General features: G+C 32.3%; 15 protein-coding genes. 7 read left to right on the top strand and 8 right to left on the bottom strand.

Annotated features, from left to right (window positions below; translation table 11 throughout):
• The first annotated feature begins 63 nt into the window (after positions 1-63).
• Together aceB and H526_RS0121870 are read left to right on the top strand one after the other, a co-directional pair.
• On the top strand, positions 64-1,662 hold the full coding sequence (gene aceB / locus H526_RS0121875; protein ID WP_027394997.1) for a malate synthase A: 1,599 nt from the start codon (positions 64-66) through the stop codon (positions 1,660-1,662).
• A 181-nt stretch (positions 1,663-1,843) separates the two neighbouring features.
• Positions 1,844-3,142, top strand: a complete 1,299-nt coding sequence (locus H526_RS0121870; protein WP_027394996.1) for a hypothetical protein — start codon at positions 1,844-1,846, stop codon at positions 3,140-3,142.
• A 50-nt stretch (positions 3,143-3,192) separates the two neighbouring features.
• Here the strand turns inward: H526_RS0121870 and H526_RS0121865 are convergent, their stop codons facing one another.
• The 8 genes from H526_RS0121865 to H526_RS0121830 all read right to left on the bottom strand — a co-directional run bounded on the left by H526_RS0121865 (position 3,193) and on the right by H526_RS0121830 (position 13,460).
• On the bottom strand, positions 3,193-3,951 hold the full coding sequence (locus H526_RS0121865; protein ID WP_027394995.1) for a M15 family metallopeptidase: 759 nt from the start codon (positions 3,949-3,951) through the stop codon (positions 3,193-3,195).
• Positions 3,952-4,182: 231 nt separating this feature from the next.
• Positions 4,183-5,904 carry an efflux RND transporter periplasmic adaptor subunit gene (locus H526_RS0121860; protein ID WP_342667693.1) on the bottom strand — a complete coding sequence of 574 codons (1,722 nt, stop codon included), beginning with the start codon at positions 5,902-5,904 and terminating at the stop codon, positions 4,183-4,185.
• A gap of 2 nt (positions 5,905-5,906) precedes the next feature.
• Complete coding sequence (locus tag H526_RS0121855; protein WP_027394993.1) at positions 5,907-6,605, bottom strand: PepSY domain-containing protein; 699 nt, start codon at positions 6,603-6,605, stop codon at positions 5,907-5,909.
• Positions 6,606-6,621: 16 nt separating this feature from the next.
• Positions 6,622-7,350 (bottom strand): heavy-metal-associated domain-containing protein, encoded by a 729-nt coding sequence (locus tag H526_RS0121850; protein WP_027394992.1) that lies wholly within the window; start codon positions 7,348-7,350, stop codon positions 6,622-6,624.
• The gene (locus H526_RS0121845; protein WP_035086229.1) at positions 7,347-7,913 is read right to left on the bottom strand and encodes a DUF3347 domain-containing protein; all 567 of its coding nucleotides are present in this window, start codon (positions 7,911-7,913) and stop codon (positions 7,347-7,349) included. Before H526_RS0121845 ends, H526_RS0121850 begins: the two co-directional genes overlap by 4 nt.
• Positions 7,914-7,951: 38 nt before the next feature.
• On the bottom strand, positions 7,952-9,232 hold the full coding sequence (locus H526_RS0121840) for a TolC family protein (RefSeq protein ID WP_081415672.1): 1,281 nt from the start codon (positions 9,230-9,232) through the stop codon (positions 7,952-7,954).
• Positions 9,233-9,243: 11 nt separating this feature from the next.
• Positions 9,244-12,921, bottom strand: a complete 3,678-nt coding sequence (locus H526_RS0121835) for an efflux RND transporter permease subunit (RefSeq protein WP_027394989.1) — start codon at positions 12,919-12,921, stop codon at positions 9,244-9,246.
• A gap of 122 nt (positions 12,922-13,043) precedes the next feature.
• Positions 13,044-13,460, bottom strand: coding sequence for an HYC_CC_PP family protein (locus H526_RS0121830; RefSeq protein WP_027394988.1), 417 nt, complete (start codon positions 13,458-13,460; stop codon positions 13,044-13,046).
• Between the two features lie 139 nt (positions 13,461-13,599).
• Here H526_RS0121830 and H526_RS0121825 point away from each other — a divergent pair, with 139 nt between their 5' ends.
• From H526_RS0121825 to H526_RS0121805, 5 genes are all read left to right on the top strand, one after another.
• Positions 13,600-14,055, top strand: coding sequence for a GAF domain-containing protein (locus H526_RS0121825; RefSeq protein ID WP_027394987.1), 456 nt, complete (start codon positions 13,600-13,602; stop codon positions 14,053-14,055).
• A gap of 169 nt (positions 14,056-14,224) precedes the next feature.
• Complete coding sequence (locus tag H526_RS0121820) at positions 14,225-15,241, top strand: GntR family transcriptional regulator (RefSeq protein ID WP_027394986.1); 1,017 nt, start codon at positions 14,225-14,227, stop codon at positions 15,239-15,241.
• A gap of 284 nt (positions 15,242-15,525) precedes the next feature.
• Positions 15,526-18,597, top strand: a complete 3,072-nt coding sequence (locus tag H526_RS0121815; protein ID WP_027394985.1) for a SusC/RagA family TonB-linked outer membrane protein — start codon at positions 15,526-15,528, stop codon at positions 18,595-18,597.
• 21 nt (positions 18,598-18,618) lie between these two features.
• Positions 18,619-20,208, top strand: coding sequence for a RagB/SusD family nutrient uptake outer membrane protein (locus H526_RS0121810; protein ID WP_027394984.1), 1,590 nt, complete (start codon positions 18,619-18,621; stop codon positions 20,206-20,208).
• Between the two features lie 91 nt (positions 20,209-20,299).
• Entirely contained in the window at positions 20,300-23,662 is a 3,363-nt protein-coding gene (locus tag H526_RS0121805) for a VCBS repeat-containing protein (protein WP_035086208.1), read from the top strand.
• Positions 23,663-23,672: the final 10 nt, after the last annotated feature.

Genomic DNA, 23,672 nt, shown 5'->3' with positions numbered 1-23,672 from the left:
GCGAACGTTCGCTTGTTTTATAAAAAACTTTTTTTTAATATTGTTCACTCAAACGATATAGTTATGGAAACTCAAACAAACCTAAGTCAGAAAATTAGCTTTACAAAAGAGGTGAAAAATTATCATCCAGAGATTCTTACGGATGGTGCTTTAGCTTTTCTTGAAGCTTTGCATAATCGTTTTGACGGAAGACGATTAGCACTTTTAAACAACAGAGAACAACAGCAACAACTGTTTGATCTAGAAACTTTTCCAGCATTTCCGGAAAACACTAAAGAAATTCGCAATAGTGAATGGTCCGCAGCTCCAATACCTGCAGATCTTCAGGATAGAAGAGTAGAGATCACAGGTCCTGTTGACAGAAAAATGGTCATCAATGCCTTAAACTCGGGTGCAAAAACATTCATGGCAGACTTTGAAGACAGTAATGCTCCTTTATGGGAAAACTGTTTACAAGGACAAAAAAATCTCATGGATGCCGTCAACAAAACTATTTCGTTCTACAATCCTAAGAAAGATAAAACGTATCAGCTAAATGAAGAAGTAGCTACATTAATTGTACGTCCCAGAGGATTACACCTTAATGAGAAACATCTTTTAATAGAAAACAAGGAAATTAGTGCTTCTCTTTTTGATTTTGCATTGTATGTATTTCATAACAACGAACAACTAAAAGAAAATGGCACTGCTCCTTATTATTACATCCCTAAACTAGAACATTTTACAGAGGCAATCTGGTGGAATGACGTGATCGATTTTTCTGAAGAATATCTTGGTTTAGAACATGCAACTATAAAAGTTACTGCGCTAGTAGAAACTATTACAGCTAGTTTTCAATTAGATGAAATCATTTATGCATTAAAAGAACATATTGTTGGATTAAACTGTGGAAGGTGGGATTATATATTTAGTTACATCAAAAAACTAAGAAATCATAAAGGTTTTGTAGTTCCCGATCGTGCTCAAGTAACTATGACAAGTCCATTTATGGATGCTTATAGCAAAAGAGTAATACAACGATGTCATAAAAGGAATATATTAGCCATAGGAGGTATGGCAGCTCAAATTCCGATCAAAAATGATGAAGAAAGAAACAAGCAAGCATTTGCCAAAGTAAAAGCTGATAAAGAACGTGAAGTAAAGAATGGTCATGATGGAACTTGGGTAGCACATCCAGGTCTGGTACCATTAGCTATGGGTGTTTTCGATATGCATATGCAAGAAGCAAATCAATTAGATGTAAAAAGAGAAGATGTAGTTGTAACAGAAGAAGATCTTTTAGAAATCCCTCAAGGAACTATAACAGAAAAGGGAATCCGAGAAAACATTAATGTTGGCATACACTATATCGCAACTTGGTTAGGAGGAAATGGTGCTGTAGCTCTATACGATCTTATGGAAGATGCCGCTACCGCAGAAATTAGCAGAACCCAAATCTGGCAATGGCTCAAAAACGAAGTAAAACTTGATAATGGGTTGAGACTGAATTCTAATATGTTTCATATTCTTTTTGAAGATGAATTGAAAACCATAGAAGATCAAGCAGGAAAAGATCTTTTTGATAGTGAAAATTATCAAAATGCAATCCAGATATTTCACAACTTAGTTACCACTGATAGATTTGAAGAATTTTTAACAACACAAGCTTATAAATACTTATAATAGATTAAAATCATATAGTTAAAAAGCTATTAAAGCTACCACACTAAAATTAAACAATTCTAATTTTTTCCGATTTTATAATTGTGCTCTTACAGCATTCGTTTTAAACGAATGCTGTTTTTTTGTAACATCTAACTACACTTGTAGTCTTATAAAAGTAATATAACAAACCATCAATCAAATGCCAGTCACACAAGATATCAATACTCAAGATAACTGGAAGTTATCAACAAAAATTATTTTTAGATTCTTTTTTGTTTATCTCTTTCTAAACATCTTTCCGTTTCCATTCTATTATATAGGTTTAATTCCAGGACTAGGGAATATTTTCTCTTTCTATTACGACGGATTTGAGCAGTTATGTCTTTGGAGTGGAAAAAACATCCTAAATATCACGTATGAAATATCTATGCAACCTTCGGGAAGTGGAGATACTACGGCTGATTATGTATTTCAATTCGTATACTTATACATTGCAGTTATCGCTACTATCATCTGGAGCATTATTGATTTAAAAAGATCTAACTACAACAAGTTATTACTTTACACAAGAACCCTTGTTAGGTATTACCTAATTGCTACTATGTTTTCTTATGGGTTTTCTAAAGCTTTCACCCTTCAATTTTCGGAGTTACGAAATATAGACCTCATCAAACCTTTTGGTAATCAATCTCCTATGGGGTTAATGTGGAATTTTATGGAGTATAGTGATACTTATACGAAATTTTCAGGTTATGCAGAAATCATTGCTGGGATATTATTGATTTTTAGAAAAACTACACTTTTAGGTTCATTTATGATCATAGGTGTAATGTTCAATGTTTTCATGATGAACATGAGTTATGATATTCCTGTAAAGTTGTATAGTGCTTTACTAACAATAATGGGATTATTTTTATTAGCACCAGATATTAAAGACATTCTAAATTTCTTTGTTCTAAACAAAACGGTGAATCAAAAAGATATTCCACAATATTTTAGTAAAAAGAAACTACAAATTGCTGCTATTTCAATAAAAATTATAGTTATAGGATATCTATTTTACACCAATATCGAAGGTTCTATTGAAGGAGAAAAACAGTGGGGTAAAAAAGCGCCAAAACCAGCTTTATTTGGTATTTACGAAGTAAAAGAATTCATTAAAAACGATGACACTTTACCTCCATTAACAACAGACACTATCCGCTGGAAACGCTTAATAGTAGATAAACGATATAGTAATATTCAGACTATGGATGAAATGTTTATTCGACTTAAAGAAAAAACAGATTCGACATCACAAACATTAAATCTAATTTCATATAGTGATAGCACAGATATAAGAAGTTTTTCTTATACGAAAAAGGATAGCATCTATACTTTTGAAGGAACTTACAAATGTGATAATCTTAAAATTATTGCTAAAAAGAAAGAACGAGAAGAATTCTTATTGATTAATAGAGGGTTTCATTGGATCAATGAAAATCCATTTAATCGATAATTTTAAACTTGGTTTTAATTGTTTTTAGAAATAAGAAAGTACTCCTATTTTTAACCACATTTCCATCTAAAATCAGAAATCTTAAACTTTTTATTTTTAAAGTTATAGTGCCACCATTCTGTTCTAATAATAGAGAAACCATGTTTTTCCATAATTTCTTTAAGTATTTTACGATTAGCAAGTACCTCATCAGATAGCGACTTATAAGAATGATGTGCTTCTTTACCAAAATGATCGAATTTAGTACCCATATCAAGTTGATTCCCTTTCAAATCAGTAAGGGTTATATCTACTGCAGCTCCCTTATTATGAATTGATCCTCCTTTAGGATCAGCAACATACCCAGGATTAGGAAATATTTTCCACATCTTTTTCTGTACACTATGCGGTCTATAGCAATCAAACAACTTAATTCGATATCCTTTTGCCATAAAATCTTTATTAGCTGCAATTAGTGCTTTGGCAACAACTCCTCTTACATAACACTTAGCACAAGAATAAACTGCTTTTTTCAAAAAATTATCGCTGGTGGCGTATTTCATGTCTAACACAAAATAATTAGATAATTCCTCAATATTTACAAACTCTCCATCCTCAATTGGACTTTGCTCTACTGTCTTGTTATCGAATCTATCTAAAGAATCTTGCCATTTCTGCATATTCTTTTCTACCCTTTCCGCTCTTAACTGAATGGCTTTTGATTTTTCTAACAATGCTAATGTACTAGCACTGGTCATCGTAGTGACAGAGGTTTCCTTACAAGAAAAAAGTAAGGCTAAAAATGTAATAAATAGTAGTTTTTTTACCATATCCCTTTCGTTTTTGACCACAATATTTATTAGTATCTAATTTTACAACAATAGCAAAACATATCGTAGGTGAGTTTTTAAAAAACACCCCACAATACTAACGATTGTAATCTAATAAAAAACGTAATCCAATATTTCCCTAAATTAAAGATACGTTGTTTTCACCTACAATGAAAGAAAAACGTTAATATTTTAACATTTAGGAGTTTAAAAATATTTATTCTAAGTAAGTTATTTTCTTCCTAGGGTATCAATTATACTACCACAAGTAAGCATTGCTTCTCCAAAATAAGGGTTCCTAATTTCTTTTTCCTTACTTAACCAAATAGCCCCTTTATTGTTGCCCGCCATTGGACACTTTTGAATATATATGTGTTCAGAAAAACTATCTATTCTTTTAATCATACTCTCTAAATTTTCATTTAGACTAATAAAGTAATCTCTTTGTTCTTCTAGACTTTCTTTTTCTTTGATTAATTCTAAAACAAGTAAAACTTCCTTCAAATATTTGCCAACATCGTTTTGTAACTCCTTAGTATCTATATCTTCTAGCCCTTCTATCATTTTTTTAGAAAACACGGAAGCTTCTTTAGCATCACTCTTTACCAAAGCATCTTTTAACTTAAAATACACTGACAATGTCCGAAGAAACCTTTTTTGAAAATCACCTGTTAGATTTATTTTCTCACTTTCTTCTTTATCCGATGAACCAGTTGTTTCTGTCTGATTCATCATAGATCGTTTGCCTTGCAATTGAGCCGCAGCGTCTACCGTAAAAGTTCCGTTAGTCACAATTGTCTCTCCTTCTTTTATGCCTTCTAAAATTTGATATTCGTGCTCATAAGAAGTGCCAAGTGTTACTTCTCTCATCTCAAAAACAGGTTGATCAGATTTAACCTTTACATATACAATTGAACGTTTTCCGGTCCATAAGACCGCACTTCTAGGTATTGCAATTGTTTTATTAGATTCCTGGTTTGCTACCGCAATAACTCCTTCTATAAACATTCCAGGTTTAAAAACATTATCTTTATTTACAAGTACAGCTCTCACAGTTATCGTTCTTGTATTTGTATCTAAAACTGGATCTATAAATGAAATTTTAGCATCAAAATCCATCTCGGGATATGCATTCGTTTTAATTTTAATATGTTGTCCAATTTTTAATAAAGAAATTTGATTCTCATAAGCATCAAAAGATGCCCACAACGAATTTAAATTTGATATTTTATATAATATTTGCCCTCTATCCACATGATTTCCTTCTTCTATTATTTTTTCAGAAACTACACCAGACATATGCGCATGGATAGGAAATGTTTCTTTGATTTTTCCAGAAGATTCGATTAAATCAATTTGATCTTCTGAAATTTTTCTTAGCTTCAACTTATTCCTTACCGCCTTATATAGAGCTGGTTGTTCTTTTTTTAATTTAACAGCGGTTAACAACTCTTGCTGAGCAGCCACTAATTCCGGAGAATATAAAATTGCAATTGTTTGTCCTTTATAAACTTTATCTCCTACCGAATTAATCAACAATTTTTCTACTCTACCCGAAAAATGGGTTACCTGAACTGTATTGGTTTCTTCATTTTCTTTAATCTTACCTGATAATTTCACCTCTTGCGATTCTGAAGTCGTCATACCTACCACAGAGGTCTGAATATTAGCTAAAGCCATTGCATTTTCAGTCATACTAAACTGATCCATCGAAAGTCCATTTTCTTTGATTTCAGAACGCACCAAATCCATCCCACATATTGGACAATCTCCAGGTTCGGATTTCATAATTTTCGGATGCATCGAACATGTCCAGATTTGATCTAAAACTTCTGCCGAATGATCGTGTTCTTCAATAGATTCGCTGGTCGAATTATCACCAAAAATAAGATACCCTAAAAGCAACCCTATCAATATTGAAATGATTATATAAACAACATTTTTCTTCATCATAATTATCTTTTAAAAAATTTCCTAAGTGTTGGAGAGGAAATGTACCAAAGTAAAAAACCACTAAGTACTGTTATCAATCCTAATAGAGAAAAAACTCTTAACACTGTAGTATTAAAATCATCTCTTCCTTCATAATCCATCGTATGTGTCATCCACAAAAAATCGAACCATCTCCAAGATTGATGTCTTACTCTCTGAAAAGAACCATCTAAAGCAGATATATATACTTTTACATTATCTGGATGATTATAATTAATTACAAATGCAGGTAATGATCTTCCTCTATATTCATGATGTTTTCCAACTTTGTCAATAAAATCAACAGAAGTAACTTCTAAATCAGATCGCATATGTACCGAAGCTATCTTTAATGCTTCTTCTTTTGATATTTTTGATTTTAATTTCCCAGATCTAGCATTAATTAAAACACTATCATTTACCCAATAAAATGGATGACCAGCTATTGTTCTTAATTCTAAAGAAGAAACTGCAGGTAATGAAAAAGTCGAATCTAACTTTAACAAATTAGAATGTACTACTGGAGTTATTTCATTTTTAAATTGATCACCATGAATCTCATCAATATCCGTCCAACTGAAATATAATCCACTAATTGTCCACATTAAAAATTGTATTCCTAAAAACACGCCAAGATAACGATGTGCTTTTCTTATAAATATTGCTGTTTTTCTTTTAACCATTCTATCAATATTTCTTCTATGAATATATTTTTATGAGCATCCAAAAAGCCATTCCTAGCATAATCGAATTCTCAATAAAAGTAGCTTTAGTCATTGGTAATTTTAGAGCTGTTCCTAAACAAGCACACTGGATACTTCTTTTGTCTATTAACACTTTAGTAACACCAATGGTTGTGATACCCAAAATTAATATGGTAATTATTAATGCTATATTAATTTTAAATCGCATTAAAAACATCAACCCTAATCCAACTTCTATAAAAGGATATACCCAACTATAAAAGGGTATTTTTTTAGCCAAAGGGTCATACATTGCAAACGACCCGAAAAAACCTTTTAAATCTAGTATTTTAAAAAAACTAAAAACGATATAAAACAACCCCATAAAATCCATCATAAAATCATCCGTATTCCAGGATTGATAATTGATCATTACAGATGCACTAGTAATGTATCCAAAAATCAAAAAAAGTGGAAATAATTGTTTCAGTTCGCTCTTCTTTACTAAAAGATTATCATCCATCCCACTGAAATTTTGATCCGCTTTTTCCGCAATTGTATACTTAGATGGAATTGTTTTTATTAAGTGATCAACGGGCAACCTCTCGCTAAAAACAATAACAGCTTCTTTTTTCTCCAGATTTACGGTGGCACTAGAAACTTCTGGAATAGTAGTCAAAACATGTTCTAATCCAGATCTACAACCTTCGCAGGTCATTCCTTCTATATGATACTTTATTTTCATTTTATTGTTTCATTAACGCTCCCACATTTTAGCATTTTATTACCATAATAAGGATTACGCACTTCTTTAGAGTCGGATAACCAATACCCTCCATTTCCATCAAAAGCCATTGGACAAAATTGTTTATATACCTCTCCAGAAGTAATAGCAGAAGTATTAATTAATTTTTCGGTTTCTACTGTAAGTGTTACAAAAAAATCTCTCTGCTTTTTAATATCTTTAGTAAGAGCGATTAATTTTGCTGTAGATTTTAATTGTTTTGTTTGATCTGTATCCTTTATAAGATTACCCATCTTTTTCGCTTCTTGCTGTACAACCTTAAAATTAGAATTTACCAATCCTCTTTTTATCAATAAATATTGATCATAAACATTCGTAACATTGTCATCATCAAAAACAATTTCACTTCTCGAATCTGTAAGATTAAGATCTACATTGCTTTCTGCAGCCACTTCTTCTTTTACTGGAATCTCTTTTTTTGATTCTTTCTGATCTTTCCCACAGGAATAGATTGATACAACTATAATACCTGCAAAAATGGTTTTTAAAAATATTTTATTCATTATTCTATTTTTTAGTTATTGCTACTTTTTCTATTATATTACCTTAAATAATTAAGCACTGCCGTCTGCATAAAATACATCGCTACAGCTTCAATTTTCTTGTTTTCGAAATCTAATAACATCTGTTGTACATCTAGCACATCTTCAAAATTAAGCTGAGTCGTTTGGTATGCTGATAATATTATCTCTTCTGCTTGTTTTGCCTGCATTATATTTTTTTGTTGTGTGTCGTAATTAATTCGAGCTGTAATCCTATTATTTATTGCTTCTTCCATCATATTTTCTAAGTTATTCTGAGAAGCTTCTCTTTTTTGATATACTTCCTCCTTTTGTAACTCATACTGTTTAGAACGTGACTTGTATTTTTTAGAAAAAAGAGGGACCGAAAGTGAAATCTTTGGCATAACAATGTCTTTTCCATTATCAGAAAAACTAATATTTGGACGTTCTTCAACAATTACGTAATCTAAACCTAGACCTATGGATGGCAAAGATTCTTTGGCATTAACGCTCTCCTTTTTATCTAATAAATCATTTAAATGATCATAGGTTATTAATTCAGGATGGTAGGTGATATCATCTAATATCATTGTAGGTTCTTCTTCTGGAATGAATAAATTATCTGGAACTACTAATGGATCAAAACCATCTCTATGTAACAACTGATTCATTGCTGTTTCGGCCGTAAGAATTTCTCCTTTTAAAATCTCTTCTTCATTCTGAAGATTATTTTTTGCGATATTAAATTTTAAGACATCCACGGTAGATGCTCTATTATTCTCAACTTCTTTAAGTGCAATCTCAATATAGGTGTCTAATAGCTTATTTTGTTCTACTAATATCTTTTGCCTAGCTTTTAATTCAAATAGCTTATAATATGTTTGTTCTACTAGTAAGGTGATTTTTCTTCTTGCAATTTCTAATTCATTTTTATTCACCTCACTTTCGGTAGAAGCGGTTTCTTTTCTTGCTTTTATTGTTCCAAACCAAGGAATATCTTGCTGCACATTAAATCTTGCTTTTTGAGCTCCAGTTCGTGTTTCTGGTTCACTTACGAAATATCCTGTTCCAATTCTAGTATTCGGCAACCCTCCAACTTCGCGTATCTTTTCTAAACTTGCATCTAATACATTCTGAGCTGCCTTAAGTTCAGGATTATTTTCTTTTGCTTCTCTTATATACTGTTGTAATGTCTGAGCGCTGGTGATATTAAAAAAGAAAATAAAAAAACTCAATATAATTCCCTTTTTTACATCAATGAGTGAGGCAAATAAATAAAAAGCCTTATTTCTTTTATTTAAAATATTTATTGTATTCATTTTTCTTTATGCTATTTTTCTTTTTTTAATAAAAACTCTGCTCTCCAACTAAATAAAACTGGTACCACAAATAATGTAACTAACGCTATTAACATACCTCCAAAACTAGGTATAGCCATCGGAATCATAATATCGCTTCCTCTTCCGGTTGATGTTAATATTGGCAATAATGCTAAAATGGTAGTGGCTGTTGTCATCAAACAAGGCCGTATTCTTTTCTCACCTGCTTCTATTACAGAAGATCTAATATCATTTAATGTTTTTGGTTTATTTCTTTTAAAAGTTTGTGTCAAATAAGTTGCCATAACAACTCCATCATCTGTAGCAATACCAAATAAAGCAATAAACCCAATCCAAACTGCCACACTTAAATGAATTGTTTGCATCTGAAACAAATCTCTTAAATTATCTCCAAAGAAATTAATATTAAAAAACCAATCTTGACCATATAACCAAATCATTAAAAAACCACCAGCAAAAGCAACCGCAATTCCCGTAAAAACCATAAGAGATGTAGTCACGGATCTAAACTGAAAGTACAAAATCAAGAAAATAATTACCAACGCCAATGGAATAACAAAAGATAATGTTTTCTCAGCTCGTATTTGATTTTCGTAGGTCCCTGTAAATTGATAATTGATTCCTTTTGGAATCACAAGTTCTCTCTTATTAATTTTTTCCTGAATTAATTCTTGCGCATTTTGTATTACATCTACTTCTGCATACGCTTTCTGCCTATCAAATAATACGTATCCAATAAGAAACGTATCCTCACTCTTTATTACTTGTGGTCCTTGTTCATATCTAATAGTTACCAACTCACTTAATGGAATTGGATTACCTTTTGAAACTGGTATATATATCTTTTTAAGATCTTCTGGATTGGATCGCAAATCTCTTGGATAGCGAACTCTAATTCCATAACGTTCTCTTCCATCCACCGTTTGGGTAAGCATCATTCCACCTAATGCAACTTGCAATACTCTTTGAACCCCTTCAATAGAAACTCCGTATCGAGCAATCCGATCACGATCTATATCAATTAATAAATAAGGCTTTCCTATAATTCTATCGGCAAAAACTGCTTCATTTTTAACTCCTTCTACTTGTTTTAAAATTTCTTCTAGCTGAATACCAAAATTTTCAATCTCTTTGAGATTTTGCCCTTTTACTTTAATTCCCATTGGGGCTCTCATCCCAGTTTGTAGCATTATCAATCTGGTTTCTATAGGCTGTAATTTTGGAGCTGAAGTTACTCCTGGAAGATTTGTGACACTAACAATCTCTTTCCATATATCATCCTGAGATTTAATTTGTGACCTCCAGTTTCTATAATATTCTCCATTCTCATCAGGGATTAATTGATCTTTTTTAGCTTTGGCGTTTCCTACAAATCGACCATCTCTAAGCTCGAATAAACCATCTTCATTGACTTTAAATCGCTGTCGTTCTCCATTATCATTTAATACATATTCTGATTTATACAGAATTATATTTTCATACATGGATAAAGGAGCAGGATCTAATGCTGATTCTGTTCTTCCTGCCTTACCAACAACAGTTTTTATCTCAGGAATTGTGGCTACCGCCATATCTAGTTGTTGCAATACTCTTTTATTTTCTTCTACTCCAGCGTGCGGCAATGATGTAGGCATTAAAAGAAATGAACCTTCATTTAAAGAAGGCATAAACTCTTTACCGGTATTTTTCATTATAACAACACCTACTATTACTAAAGTCATTGGCAACAACATAAATACTAGCTTATTACACAATGCCCAATTTAAAATTTTTACATAGTACTTTCTGAACATACCAAATAAACCTAGTAATCCAAAACAGATAAAACCAACAAAGATTACATTCCAAAAAACACTCTTTTCTACTCCCAATGGTCTCCAATACACTGCTAAAAGAAAAACAATAGTGATTCCAGAAATAATAATCTGGATTTTATTTATTCTATCTGTAGCAAGTTGTAATACAAACTGTAACAATTTAGTTACACCAAATGCTATAAGAACAAGACCTAATAAAATTCCATAATAAAGTGCTACAATACCTGAGATAATTAATATCGTATTAAAAACATACCCTATAACTTTTTTAGTAGATCGTTGTTTAAATAAAAATGCAGCAAAAGGTGGTATCAAAAAAAGTGCTATAATGATTGATGATACAAGTGCCATCGTCTTTGTAAAAGCTAATGGACGAAAAAGTTTTCCTTCTGCTCCTACCATAGTAAAAACAGGAATAAAACTTATAATAGTAGTTAAAACAGCTGTTAATATAGCTCCAGAAACTTCACTAGTTGCATTATATACTACAGTATTAATTGATAAGTTATTTTTATTATCATCAAGATGTCTTATGATATTTTCTGAAAGAATTACTCCAACATCAACCATAGTACCAATAGCAATCGCTATACCGGATAATGCAACAATATTAGCCTCTACATCAAAGATTTTCATCGTAATAAAAACCATCAAAACTGCTACGGGTAATAATCCTGAAATTAAAACAGAAGCTCTAATATTAAAGACCATAAGAATGATTACCAAGACTGTAATTAATATTTCTAATGTTAGCGCTTCATTTAGCGTGCCTAGAGTTTCCTTAATCAACTCAGTCCTATCATAAAAAGGAACAATAGTTAATTTAGAAGTACGACCATCACTAAGTACTTTAGACGGTAATCCTGAACTTAATTCTTTTATTTTATCTTTTACATTAGTAATAACTTCCATAGGGTTTGAGCCATACCTTGCAACTACAACTCCTCCCACTACTTCTGCTCCTTCTTTATCCAAAATTCCTCGTCTGGTAGATGGTCCGAGAGAAACTTTAGCTATATCTTTTATCCGGATCGCTGTATAACTTTCTGAAGCGACAACTGCATTTTCTATATCAGCAATAGACTTAACATACCCCAACCCTCTTACCAGATATTCGGCTTGATTAATCTCTAATGTTTGTGCTCCAATATCTCGATTACTTTCTTTTACAGCTTTCACTATCTGATGTAATCCGATATTATATTGCTTCATCAATTCTGGATCTACATCCACCTGATATTCCTGAACGTATCCTCCTACCGATGCTACTTCAGAAACTCCGCCAGCCGATGATAACGCATATTTTACATAATAATCTTGTATACTTCGTAATTCTTGAAGATCCCAACCTCCTGTTACCTTTCCTTTTTCATCTCGCCCTTCTAGGGTATACCAAAAAATTTGTCCAAGGCCGGTAGCATCAGGTCCTAATAACGGATTCACTTCGTTAGGCAATAAATCATTCGGCAAAGAATTTAGCTTTTCTAGAATTCGACTGCGACTCCAATAAAATTCTACATCTTCTTCAAAAATGATATAGATACTAGAAAAACCGAACATAGAAGAGCTACGAATTGTTTTAACCCCAGGCAGACCGAGTAAAGAAGTCGTTAATGGATAAGTAATTTGATCTTCTATATCCTGAGGGGATTTTCCATCCCATTTGGTAAAAACAATCTGTTGATTTTCTCCAATATCAGGTATTGCATCCACAGCTACAGGATCATTAGGTAAAAAACCTAAATTCGATTGGAATGGTGAATGAATAAGACCCCAACCTATTAAAATCAATAGTAATAAAACTGCTATTAATTTGTTTTCTATTAAAAACTTGATGCTTTTATTCAGCATACTTAATGAGATTTAGTAATTATTAATAACGTCAATTGATTTCACTACAGTGAACTCAACAACTTTTTTGCTAACAATAATTCTATATGATTACGACTAGCAAACAATAACAATACTCTAAATCAAATGAGATATGTCTCGTAAAGAATAAAAAAATCTGTAATCCTTTCGGGTGGAGAATATTCTTTAAAAATCAGGTTGTTCTCTTTTTTTGGAACAAAGAGGTGTTGATAAGAATTGAAAAATGAGATGAAAATCATTTTTTGAGGAAAATCAATCTGATCAAAGGAAATCTTAAGCTCGTCTTGACCTTCTACAACGATTACTTCATTTTTACAACAAGACTTTTTCTTTATTTCTATATTGTGATCTAAGGAATGATTCATCATTTCCATCCCGCAATCTTTAGCTTTCGAAAACACGGCAACATCCACTAAAAATCGACCACAATAGTGCTTCTCTACAGTAAATGACAACGTAGACAATAACACTAAACATGCTAAAGACATTGATACTATTTTCTGAAAACTCTTTTTCATTCTAACATCAAAAATACATAATATTTAAAGAATAGTCTTTTTTTTGCATTTTCCTTAGAAACTTTTAACAAAACAATACCACACTAAAAATCAGACAATTTTAAATATTTTAAATACTTTTGCCGAAAAATTGTAAGGAATGCTATTTAAAGAATTAAAACCAAAGGTTGTTGACATACTCAAGAATAATGATAACTCGGTTACAGATAGATTACACGAAATATGTCAATTATTAAGTGATACTATTGAATACTATGATTGGGTAGGTTTTTATTTTAAAAATGGTGATAAAGAAGAATTAAAACTTCGAACTTATGTTGGTGAAGAGACCGATCACGAAATCATACCTTTTGGAAAAGGGATTTGTGGTCAGGTAGCTGTATCTAATGAAAACTTTGTAGTTCCAGATGTTCAGGCTCAAGATAATTATATCGCTTGTAGTTTTACTGTGAAATCTGAAATTGTTATCCCTTTATTTAAAGATGGAGAAAATATTGGACAAATAGATATTGATTCAGAAACTCCCAATCCTTTTACAGAAGAGGATGAAAGATTTCTAGAATTCGTAAACCAAGAAGTCGCAAAAATACTGTAGTAAGAGTATTGTAAGAAAACAATTTTACGTAACAGAATCAAGTTTCTTTGATTGCATGCTCTTGTCAAAATTTGACGAAATATCTGATAAGAGATGGTAACGATCAAGATATAATTTTGAAATCTAGTATTTAAGTTTAAATTTAGGGATGCTATAATTTTCAATTGATATGTCATCGTTACTTCAAAAAATACACGACCTTCAGGATATAAATACCTTATCCAAGCACGAACAAATCGTTAATGGAATAACCGATGCCATTGATTCTGGAATACTAAAAGTAGGAGATAAACTACCTTCTATTAATGAAATGGTAGCCGAAATTGGATATGCAAGAAAAACCTTTGTAAAAGCATATACCGAACTAAAAGAACGAGGATTAGTAGAATCTAAAAACCTTAAAGGATACTATATTATTAGTGAAGAAACGAATGTAAAATTAAAAGTAGCTCTAATTTTATTTGCGTTTCATAGTTTCCAAGAAGATTTTTATAACACCTTTAGAAAAGAGCTTGGTAAAAAATATCACATTGATATTTTCTTTCACCACAATAATCTAACGCTACTTAAGACGATATTAGATAATATTTCTCGTAAATATGGTATGTATGTTATTGCTCCAATACAAGAAAAAGAAGTTCCATCGATGATGAAACAAATACCTTCTGATCGCCTATTAATTGTGGATCGTTATTTAAAAATGCCTAAAGACTATTCTTATGTTTCTCAAGAGTTTGAAGAAGTAACCTATCAAAAACTAGTAGAGCTTACTCCTCAAATTAAAAAGTACAATAAATTCGTATTGTTCTTTAAGAAAAATTCAGATTTCCCTCCAGAAATCCTATTTGCGTTTAACCGTTATGTAAAAGATTTTAAGATAAATGGGGAAGTTTTAACTGGTTATGAACCTAATACTCTTAAAAAAAGTACTGCGTATTTTTCTATAAGTGACACTCAATTATGGAAGGTATTAAAAGATGCGCGAAAAATGGAATATCGAATTGGAGCTGATATAGGTATTCTTGCTCACGATGATAATATTGTAAAAGAAATTGCATTTGGAGGAATTACAACAATTTCTACTGATTTTGCAGAAATTGCCAAAAAAGCAGCACTCTTCGTAAAAGAAGGAAAAACCATTCAAGAAATTGTTCCTACATATCTGAGACAACGCAACTCTCTATAGAACTCCTACTCTTCTGGAACTTACAATGAACCCGATTCGTTGTAATTGATACATTCTGGTTCCTACCTCATAATGGATTCTTTAATACCACCCAAAGAACCAATGTGACATATTCGTATTTTTTAAGCTATTTAAGTACAAATAATTCAAAAAATTATGATTTTATATTTTGATATAAAAATAAATATTTTACATTTGCATAGTAGCATAGTGTATCATAGCATAATAAGATATACTCATCTATCACTCAATTCAGAAAAATTCTATTAACAAACACAAATCATATGGAGCGAAAAGTATTTAATCGTATTATGATACTACTCATCGGCCTAACAACTACCTTTGTTAGCGCCCAGCAAACTGTTTCCGGAACAGTCAATGAACCTAACGGTCCTTTACCAGGAGTAAACATCTTAGTAAAAGGGACTGATAATGGTACCACTACAGATTTTGATGGTAAGTATACCCTAAGCAACGTTGCCAACGATGCTACTCTAATATTTAGTTATGTTGGTTTTTTAACTACCGAAATACCAGTAAATGGACAAACTATTATTAACATTACGCTCGAAGAGGATTCTGCTGCTCTTGATGAGATAGTTATTGTAGGATATGGATCCCAATCCAAGAGAGATGTTACAGGAGCAATATCTCAAATTAAATCCGAAGATATTGTCCAAGTTGTTACAGCAAACCCAACCTCAGCTTTACAAGGTAAGCTTGCTGGAGTTCAGGTAGAAACAGCTGGTGGTGCACCTGGTAGCCCTGCAAATGTTTTTGTACGTGGTGTAAGTTCTTTAACTAACTCTTTTCCATTATATGTTGTTGATGGTGCTATTTCTGACAATATAAATTTTTTAAACGCAAAAGACATTGTAAATCTTCAAGTATTAAAAGACGCGACATCCGCTGCAATATATGGTTCCCGTGCCGCAAATGGTGTAATTATAGTTACCACCAATAGGGGTAAACAAAACTCTTCTCCCGTAGTAAATATTGATGTCCGAAGTGGAGTTAATACTCAATCTAGAAAACTTGATTTACTTAATGGTCCTGAGTATATAGCATTTCTTAACCAACGTAGAATTAATGATGGTCTTGATGGTAATATTCCTGATCCAGGAATCAATACAGATTTTCAAGATTTAAGCATAAACTCTGGTACCATCCAAGATTTTGGATTTAATATATCTGGTGGTGGCGAAAATTCAAAATACTTTTTTAGCGCTAATTATTACGATGAGGAGGGATTATTAATTAGTGAAGAATTTAATCGCAAAAATATCCGCCTTAATAGTGAATTTAAAATAGGTAAACTTAAAATTCAGGAATCTTTTGGATTTTCTGAAAATAGATTTACTCGTAATAACGCTTTTGGAAATCAAGGAGGAACAGTTCCAATAATTCGTCCTTTTGCTCCAGAAAACGAAGGTGGATTTGAAGCTATTAGTGATCCTATTTTTGGAATTGGAGGAACCAATAAATTTGCCAATGCACAACTAGTAAATGATCAAAATACAGAGCGTAATTTTCTAGGAAATATGAATTTTTCATATGAAATTATAGAAGGACTTACTGCTAAGCTTAATGTAGGAACCGAATATACTAGTTTTTATAGAAACACATTTCAACCTACATTTTTTCAAAGTAATATAGATAGTGAAACTAATGCAAACCCCCTTAATGATTTAACTGAAGTAAGAGGAGAACGCTATGCTATAAACGTAGAACCCACGCTTAACTATAAAAAAAGCATTGGAGAACATAACCTAGATATTCTTGTCGGAAGCGCTCGTCAGGATATCACCAGAAACACACTTGCTATTTACGCAGAAGGCTTGCCTAGCAACAACATTACTAATATAGCACAGTTTACTGACAATATTATAAACTCTGGTGGAGGACGTTTTGATAATAAACTTTTCTCCTATTTTGGGCGTGTAAATTATAATTATAATCAAAAATATTTGTTCACTGCTATTGTTCGTAGAGATAAAACTTCTCTTTTTGCTGATGGATTTAACACAGGTACATTTCCTTCTTTCTCAGTTGGATGGGTTATTAGTGATGAAAATTTCTTTAATCAAGATGGTCTTTTCAACTCCCTCAAATTTAGAGCTGGATATGGCGAATTAGGTTCTCAAAATGTAGATCCTTTTTCGAATCAATCCGTAGTAGAACCCAATTCTCCAATTACTGTTGGTGGTTCTTCTGGACAGATTCCCGGATTCGCAATTACCAGTTTAGTAGATCCTACATTAAGTTTCGAAACATCTAAAACCATTAATTTTGGTTTAGACACTTCCCTGTTAAACAATAGTTTAAAACTAAGTTTAGATTATTTTAATCGAGATAATGAGGATGTAATTCAGGCGGTTGCTATACCAGATTCTAATGGATCAGTAAACCCTGTATTTCAAAATGCTTCATCTATTGACAACAAAGGTTTTGAGTTCGAAGCAGCCTACACCCACGATAAGGGTGGAGACTTAACCTTTAACATAGGGGTTAATTTATCCGCAATCCAAAACGAACTTACGGATTCTCCAAATCCAATTGTAGGTCCTTCATATAACGAAGAAGGATTAAGAGCAAATCGTTTTGAAGTTGGACAACCATTAGGATTCTTCTTTGGATTTGAAACAGACGGAATCTATAATGACCAAGCAGAAATTGATAACGATCCTTTTTTAGCTAATGATCCTGATCGCAGAGCATTGTTACGACCTGGAGATTTTAGACGTGTAGATATAAATAATGATGGTATTATCAATGATGAGGATCAAACATATTTAGGTGATCCAACTCCAGATTTTACATATGGAATTAACTTATCTGTAAATTATAAAAACTGGGATATTGGAGCCTTTTTTAATGGAGTTCAAGGAAACGAGATTTATAATGTTACCAAGTTCTTTGGATATTTTTTCTTAGATGACAATAAACTGGGAATTGTAAGAGATGCTTATACTCCAGCTAACCCAAATACAAATCTTCCTCGAGTAACTACACAGGATACCGCAGGAAACCAGCTCCCATCCGATTTCTTCGTAGAAGATGGTTCTTTTTTCCGACTTAAAACGTTAGAAATAGGATACAATTTTAGCAACTTTATTGGAAAAGAATGGATCTCTAATGCTAGATTATTTGCAAACGTTCAGAATGTTTTCACGATTACAAATTATTCTGGATATGATCCAGAAATTGGATCTAACAACAGTGGTTTAGGAACCAATCGTGGTTTCTTTGGTTTTACACCACTTACAAGTGCCGATTCTGTTTTCGATAGAGGATTAGATGTAAGAGCACAACCAAGACCTCGTACGTTTACCATTGGGGTGCAAATGTCATTTTAAAAACAAAAAAAAGAATACGATATGAAAACCATTAAAAAACTATTCCCTTTCATAATGTTATTACTTTTTGTAGTAATATATTATAGTTGTAACGAAGAAGATCTTAATATTTCTAATCCGAATAATGTAGCAGAACCTGAGTTTTTTCAGACCGAAAATGACTTCAGACTTGCTGTAAACGGCATGTATCACCCAATAACTGCTGTATTATTTTGGGGACGAGTTATTCATACAGGTGCTATGCTACGATCGGATGCTTATAATGTAATCCCATTCCAACAAAATACAACGATGTCTACATTAGAAGGGCAACCAGGTATTTCTAGATGGGCAGTAGACTTGTATCCTCAATTGTATCAATCTATTGCTAGGGCCAATAGAATTATTGAAGAAGATGCAGAAAATAATGTGTTATCTGGAGACGTTCAAAATGAAATTTTGGGACAAGCACATTTTCAGCGCGCATTCTGTAATTGGTATTTATTAAATCTCTTTGGAACCCCTCCACTTGTTATGCAAACACCAGACACACAAAATCCGGAAGAATTTTTCCCAGCTAATGCTACACCTTCAATGTTTAATGAAGCTATTATCGCAGACCTTACTGAAGCGGTAAACAGACTTCCGCAATCCTGGGGAGCAGATGATTTAGGCCGTCCCACAAGAGGAGCAGCACTAGCCTTAAGAGGAAAAACATATTTATATATGGAAAATTGGGCAAATGCTGTTACAGATTTTACAGAAGTAACTAGTCTAGGATATTCTTTACTACCTTCAAATAATTACGGCGATAACTTTTCATCTAATTCTTCAGTAGAAAATAATTCAGAATCTGTCTACGAACTTCAGTATGTTGGACAAGACAACTTTGTTTGGGGAGCAGATTCGCCACTTACTGGCTCGCAATCCAATTGGTATATTGATTATTCTCCCCCTCATGTAAGTTTAGATCAAGGTCATGTCATAAATCCACATATTCTTCAAGTTTTCGACGATAATGGAGACACCGTAAGAAGAAACAAAACAATTGCTTTTGATTATCCAGGTGCCACAGGATATGGAGGGGCACCATTTACAGATGATTTTGCTTCAAGTATAGAAATTGCAGAGAATCTAGGAGTTCCAGCATTATTTTCTAGGAAATATGCAGGTTTGGATGAAGGTATGTCTAGTGCAGAAATCCCTGGTTTTGGACACACACTAGGAACTAACTGGAGAATCATACGCTATGCTGACGTATTATTAATGTTAGCAGAGGCTCTCAATGAAAATGGAGGTACATCAGATGCTATACCGTTTATTAATCAAGTAAGAGAACGTGCACAGATTTCTTTATTACCTAATACTTTATCTAAAGAACAAGTAGAACAAGCCATTATAGATGAGCGAATTATGGAATTAACAGGAGAAGGCCATCGTTTTTTCGATTTAGTACGCTGGGAACTAGCGGATGATATATTAGGTCCTGGTTCAACTATATCTGCAGGTCGTCATCCTAAATCTCTTGCAGGGCCAGCAGCTGTATTTACTACTGGACAAGATGAACGTTTATGGATTCCATTACCAGAATTACAAGCCAACCCTAACTTGAAACAAAATGATGGTTACTAAACCTATCTGATTAATTGTTGTTTATTGTTTTAGTCAACCAAGCAAACCCTTACTTGGGTTTGCTTGGTCTTGAAAATCTAATACTATCTTTTTGAAAAAAAATGTAATCCATATCATATTAATTCTGTTATTTTTTGGTTGCAAAAAACGATTGCCAAAAGATACTCTATTCACTCTTGTACCATCTTCGCACAGTAGTATTCTTTTCCAAAATACAATCACCGAAAATGATAATATCAATGTTATAGATTTTCAATACTGCTATAATGGTGGTGGTGTCGGTATTGGTGATTTTAATCAAGACGGACTATCAGATATTATTTTTACCGGAAATCAAGTAACTAGCAAGTTATATCTAAATCTAGGTAATTTAAAATTTAAAGATATTTCTATCGAATCTAATTTTAAAACAAATTCATGGATAACCGGGGTAAGTATTATAGATATCAATGCGGATGGGTTGGATGACATCTATCTTAATGTTGGTGGAAGTAATTGTAATAATGATTGTAATAATCTATTGTTTATAAACCAAGGTTTAAGTAAGAAGGGAATCCCTTATTTTAAAGAACAAGCTTCAATCTATGGACTAGATGATGGCAGTTATAGCCAACAAACTGTTTTTTTTGATTATGATTTAGATGGCGATTTAGATGCATATATTGTTCATAATGGTAATACCAAAAGAGATCGAAATACTCCTATACCCAAAATTTATCAACCTAAACATTTATCCGATTACTTATTAGAAAACAAAACTTTAAAAAATACGAATCAAATATTTTTCTCTAACGTCTCAGATAGTATGGGTATCACTCATAAAGGATTTGGATTAGGAGTAGCTATTAATGATTTTAATAACGATAATTTACCCGATATCTACATTAGTAATGATTTTATTACCAATGACCTTTTGTACATCAATAAGGGTAAAAACAGTAACGGAATTCATCTTGGATTTAGCGAAATGAACCAACAGGTTTTATCAAAACAAACCTATAATGCAATGGGAGTTGATGTAGCAGATATTAATAATGATTTATTACCGGATATTATGGTGGTAGACATGTTGCCTAATGATTATCAGAGACAAAAGAAAATGTTAGCTTCTAACAATTATGATAAATATTTATTATCCAAAAGAAATGGATATACTCCGCAATATGTTCACAATACACTTCAAATTCATAATGGCCTTATCAAAGGTCAAATATTACCAGCATCAGAAATTGGATTCGCTTCTGGCATTGCCAGTACAGATTGGAGTTGGGCACCACTAATTGCAGACTACAATAATGATGGAAATAAAGATATTTACATTACAAATGGTTATGTTAAAGACATTACAGATCTTGATTTTATTAATTATTCTGGACATAATAACATCTTTGGAACACCAAATGCTAGAAAAGAAAAATCCAAAAATCTAATTGAACAACTTCCAGGAATTCATCTTCCGAATGTAATCTATGAAAATAAAGGTAATGCTCAATTTACCGATGTTTCCTCTCAATGGATAGATGAGAAAAATTCCTACTCTAATGGCTCCGCCTACGCGGATTTAGATCAAGATGGAGATTTAGATTTAATCGTAAACAATATAAATAGTCCTGCATTTATACTAGAAAATCATATATCGGAAAAAAACAAGAAGTTTTTAAGAGTACAACTAAAAGGAACAGATAAAAATAAAAATGGAATTGGGGCAAAAATTACCTTGTGGGATAATGGTACTAAACAAACACAATATCAATCCACCATCAAAGGATATTTATCTTCTGTAGAGCCAATTATTCACTTTGGTTTGCATTCAGAAAAAGTTGATTCATTAAAGATACTATGGCCTAATGGTGCTATTAGTTATAAAAAAGATATTCCATCGAACCAACTTATAATTATTAATCATCAAAATTCTTTTGATAATCCTTCAGAAAAAGAAACTGATCTTTTATTTCAAAAAGATATCAGTACCTTTTCATTTGCACATACCGAAAACTATTTAAATGACTACCTACAACAATCCTTATTAAGTCATCAATTTAATTCTTTGGGTCCATGCATTATAAGTGAAAACGTAGACAATAAACAAGGTGAAGAAATCTTTATTGGTGGCAGTAAAGGTTTTTCTGGCACTCTTTTTAGCGAAAACCAAAATGGTGTTTATAAACCTAAGCAGAAATTTGACACTAAATACGAAGATACTGCGGCTTTATTTATTGATATAGATTATGATGGAGACAAAGATTTGTACATCGGTAGTGGTGGAACTGATGCTGGAAATAATGACGAACTATTAAAAGACAGAATATACATTAATGACGGAACTGGTTCTTTTTTAATAAGTGAAACTAAAACTCTTTCCAAAATAATAACAAATACAGCTTGTGTGACAGCAGACAACACTGATAATACGGGTATACAAAATATTTTTGTTGGAGGCAGTGTATTAACAGGGAAATATCCACTTTCTACTCCTAGCTATTTAATCACTAATCAAAAAGGCAATCTTTCCATAAACAACAACATTCCATTTTCTGGATCAGGAATAGTAACAGATGCTACCTGGGCGGATATTAACAATAATAAAACTAAGGAACTTATTGTAGTTGGACAGTGGATGCCAATTTCTATATATCAAATCGATACAAACAAAGCAAAAGAAATTCCTATAAAATGGATAGATACGCAAGGAAACACATTGAATATGTCTGGTTGGTGGAACAGTATTACACTGGCAGATATTGATAACGATGGTGATCAAGATATACTTGCAGGTAATCAAGGTATCAACGGATACATCAAGCCAATGTTTAATCAAGCCGTATATGTGTACAAAAAAGATTTTGACAATAACGGAAGTATTGACCCCTTGCTAGCGCAGTATTTCAAGACATCTAATGGATTATCATTGCAACCAATTCACACTAGGGACGACGTCATGAAACAATTAGTGAGTTTAAAGAAACAATACCCAACGTATAATGAATTTGCTAAAGCTAATTTTAAGGAATTGTTGAATATTAATAATTTAGAAGAAGAAACTTTTAGCGCTCATATATTTCAATCTATTTATGCAGAAAACATAGGTAACAATACTTTCAAAGTCAAGTTTTTACCTGAACCTTGTCAACAATCTCCTATCAATAATTTTCTTGTAGAGGATATTGATCAGGATGGTTTTAAAGATGTGTTGATTGTGGGGAATGATTATTCCGCAGAAGCAAGTTATGGCAGACACGATGCCATAATAGGAATCTATTTAAAGGGATCAGAAAAAGGTTTCATCCCTACAAAGAATAATAAGACAGGGTTTCTTGTCCCCAAACAATCTAATCATATTATTTCTATGCAAAACAGGAACAATGAAAAATTAATTCTTGCTACACAAAATAATGATAGTACAATGGTATATCGAATACAGAGTAAAAAAAGAAATGCTTTGGCAAAAAACTGATTTTACCAAA

The sequence above is a fragment of the Aquimarina latercula DSM 2041 genome (assembly GCF_000430645.1).
Taxonomy (GTDB): Bacteria; Bacteroidota; Bacteroidia; order Flavobacteriales; family Flavobacteriaceae; genus Aquimarina; species Aquimarina latercula.
The sequence above is the reverse complement of the archived record's forward strand: the minus strand, read 5'-3'. Positions and strand labels throughout refer to the sequence as shown.

Bases quoted from the DNA above. Each gene is read 5' to 3' on its own strand.
- aceB (WP_027394997.1), top strand. From the start codon at position 64: ATGGAAACTCAAACAAACCTAAGTCAGAAAATTAGCTTTACAAAAGAG.
- H526_RS0121870 (WP_027394996.1), top strand. From the start codon at position 1,844: ATGCCAGTCACACAAGATATCAATACTCAAGATAACTGGAAGTTATCA.
- H526_RS0121865 (WP_027394995.1), bottom strand. From the start codon at position 3,951: ATGGTAAAAAAACTACTATTTATTACATTTTTAGCCTTACTTTTTTCT.
- H526_RS0121860 (WP_342667693.1), bottom strand. From the start codon at position 5,904: ATGATGAAGAAAAATGTTGTTTATATAATCATTTCAATATTGATAGGG.
- H526_RS0121855 (WP_027394993.1), bottom strand. From the start codon at position 6,605: ATGGTTAAAAGAAAAACAGCAATATTTATAAGAAAAGCACATCGTTAT.
- H526_RS0121850 (WP_027394992.1), bottom strand. From the start codon at position 7,350: ATGAAAATAAAGTATCATATAGAAGGAATGACCTGCGAAGGTTGTAGA.
- H526_RS0121845 (WP_035086229.1), bottom strand. From the start codon at position 7,913: ATGAATAAAATATTTTTAAAAACCATTTTTGCAGGTATTATAGTTGTA.
- H526_RS0121840 (WP_081415672.1), bottom strand. From the start codon at position 9,232: ATGAATACAATAAATATTTTAAATAAAAGAAATAAGGCTTTTTATTTA.
- H526_RS0121835 (WP_027394989.1), bottom strand. From the start codon at position 12,921: ATGCTGAATAAAAGCATCAAGTTTTTAATAGAAAACAAATTAATAGCA.
- H526_RS0121830 (WP_027394988.1), bottom strand. From the start codon at position 13,460: ATGAAAAAGAGTTTTCAGAAAATAGTATCAATGTCTTTAGCATGTTTA.
- H526_RS0121825 (WP_027394987.1), top strand. From the start codon at position 13,600: ATGCTATTTAAAGAATTAAAACCAAAGGTTGTTGACATACTCAAGAAT.
- H526_RS0121820 (WP_027394986.1), top strand. From the start codon at position 14,225: ATGTCATCGTTACTTCAAAAAATACACGACCTTCAGGATATAAATACC.
- H526_RS0121815 (WP_027394985.1), top strand. From the start codon at position 15,526: ATGGAGCGAAAAGTATTTAATCGTATTATGATACTACTCATCGGCCTA.
- H526_RS0121810 (WP_027394984.1), top strand. From the start codon at position 18,619: ATGAAAACCATTAAAAAACTATTCCCTTTCATAATGTTATTACTTTTT.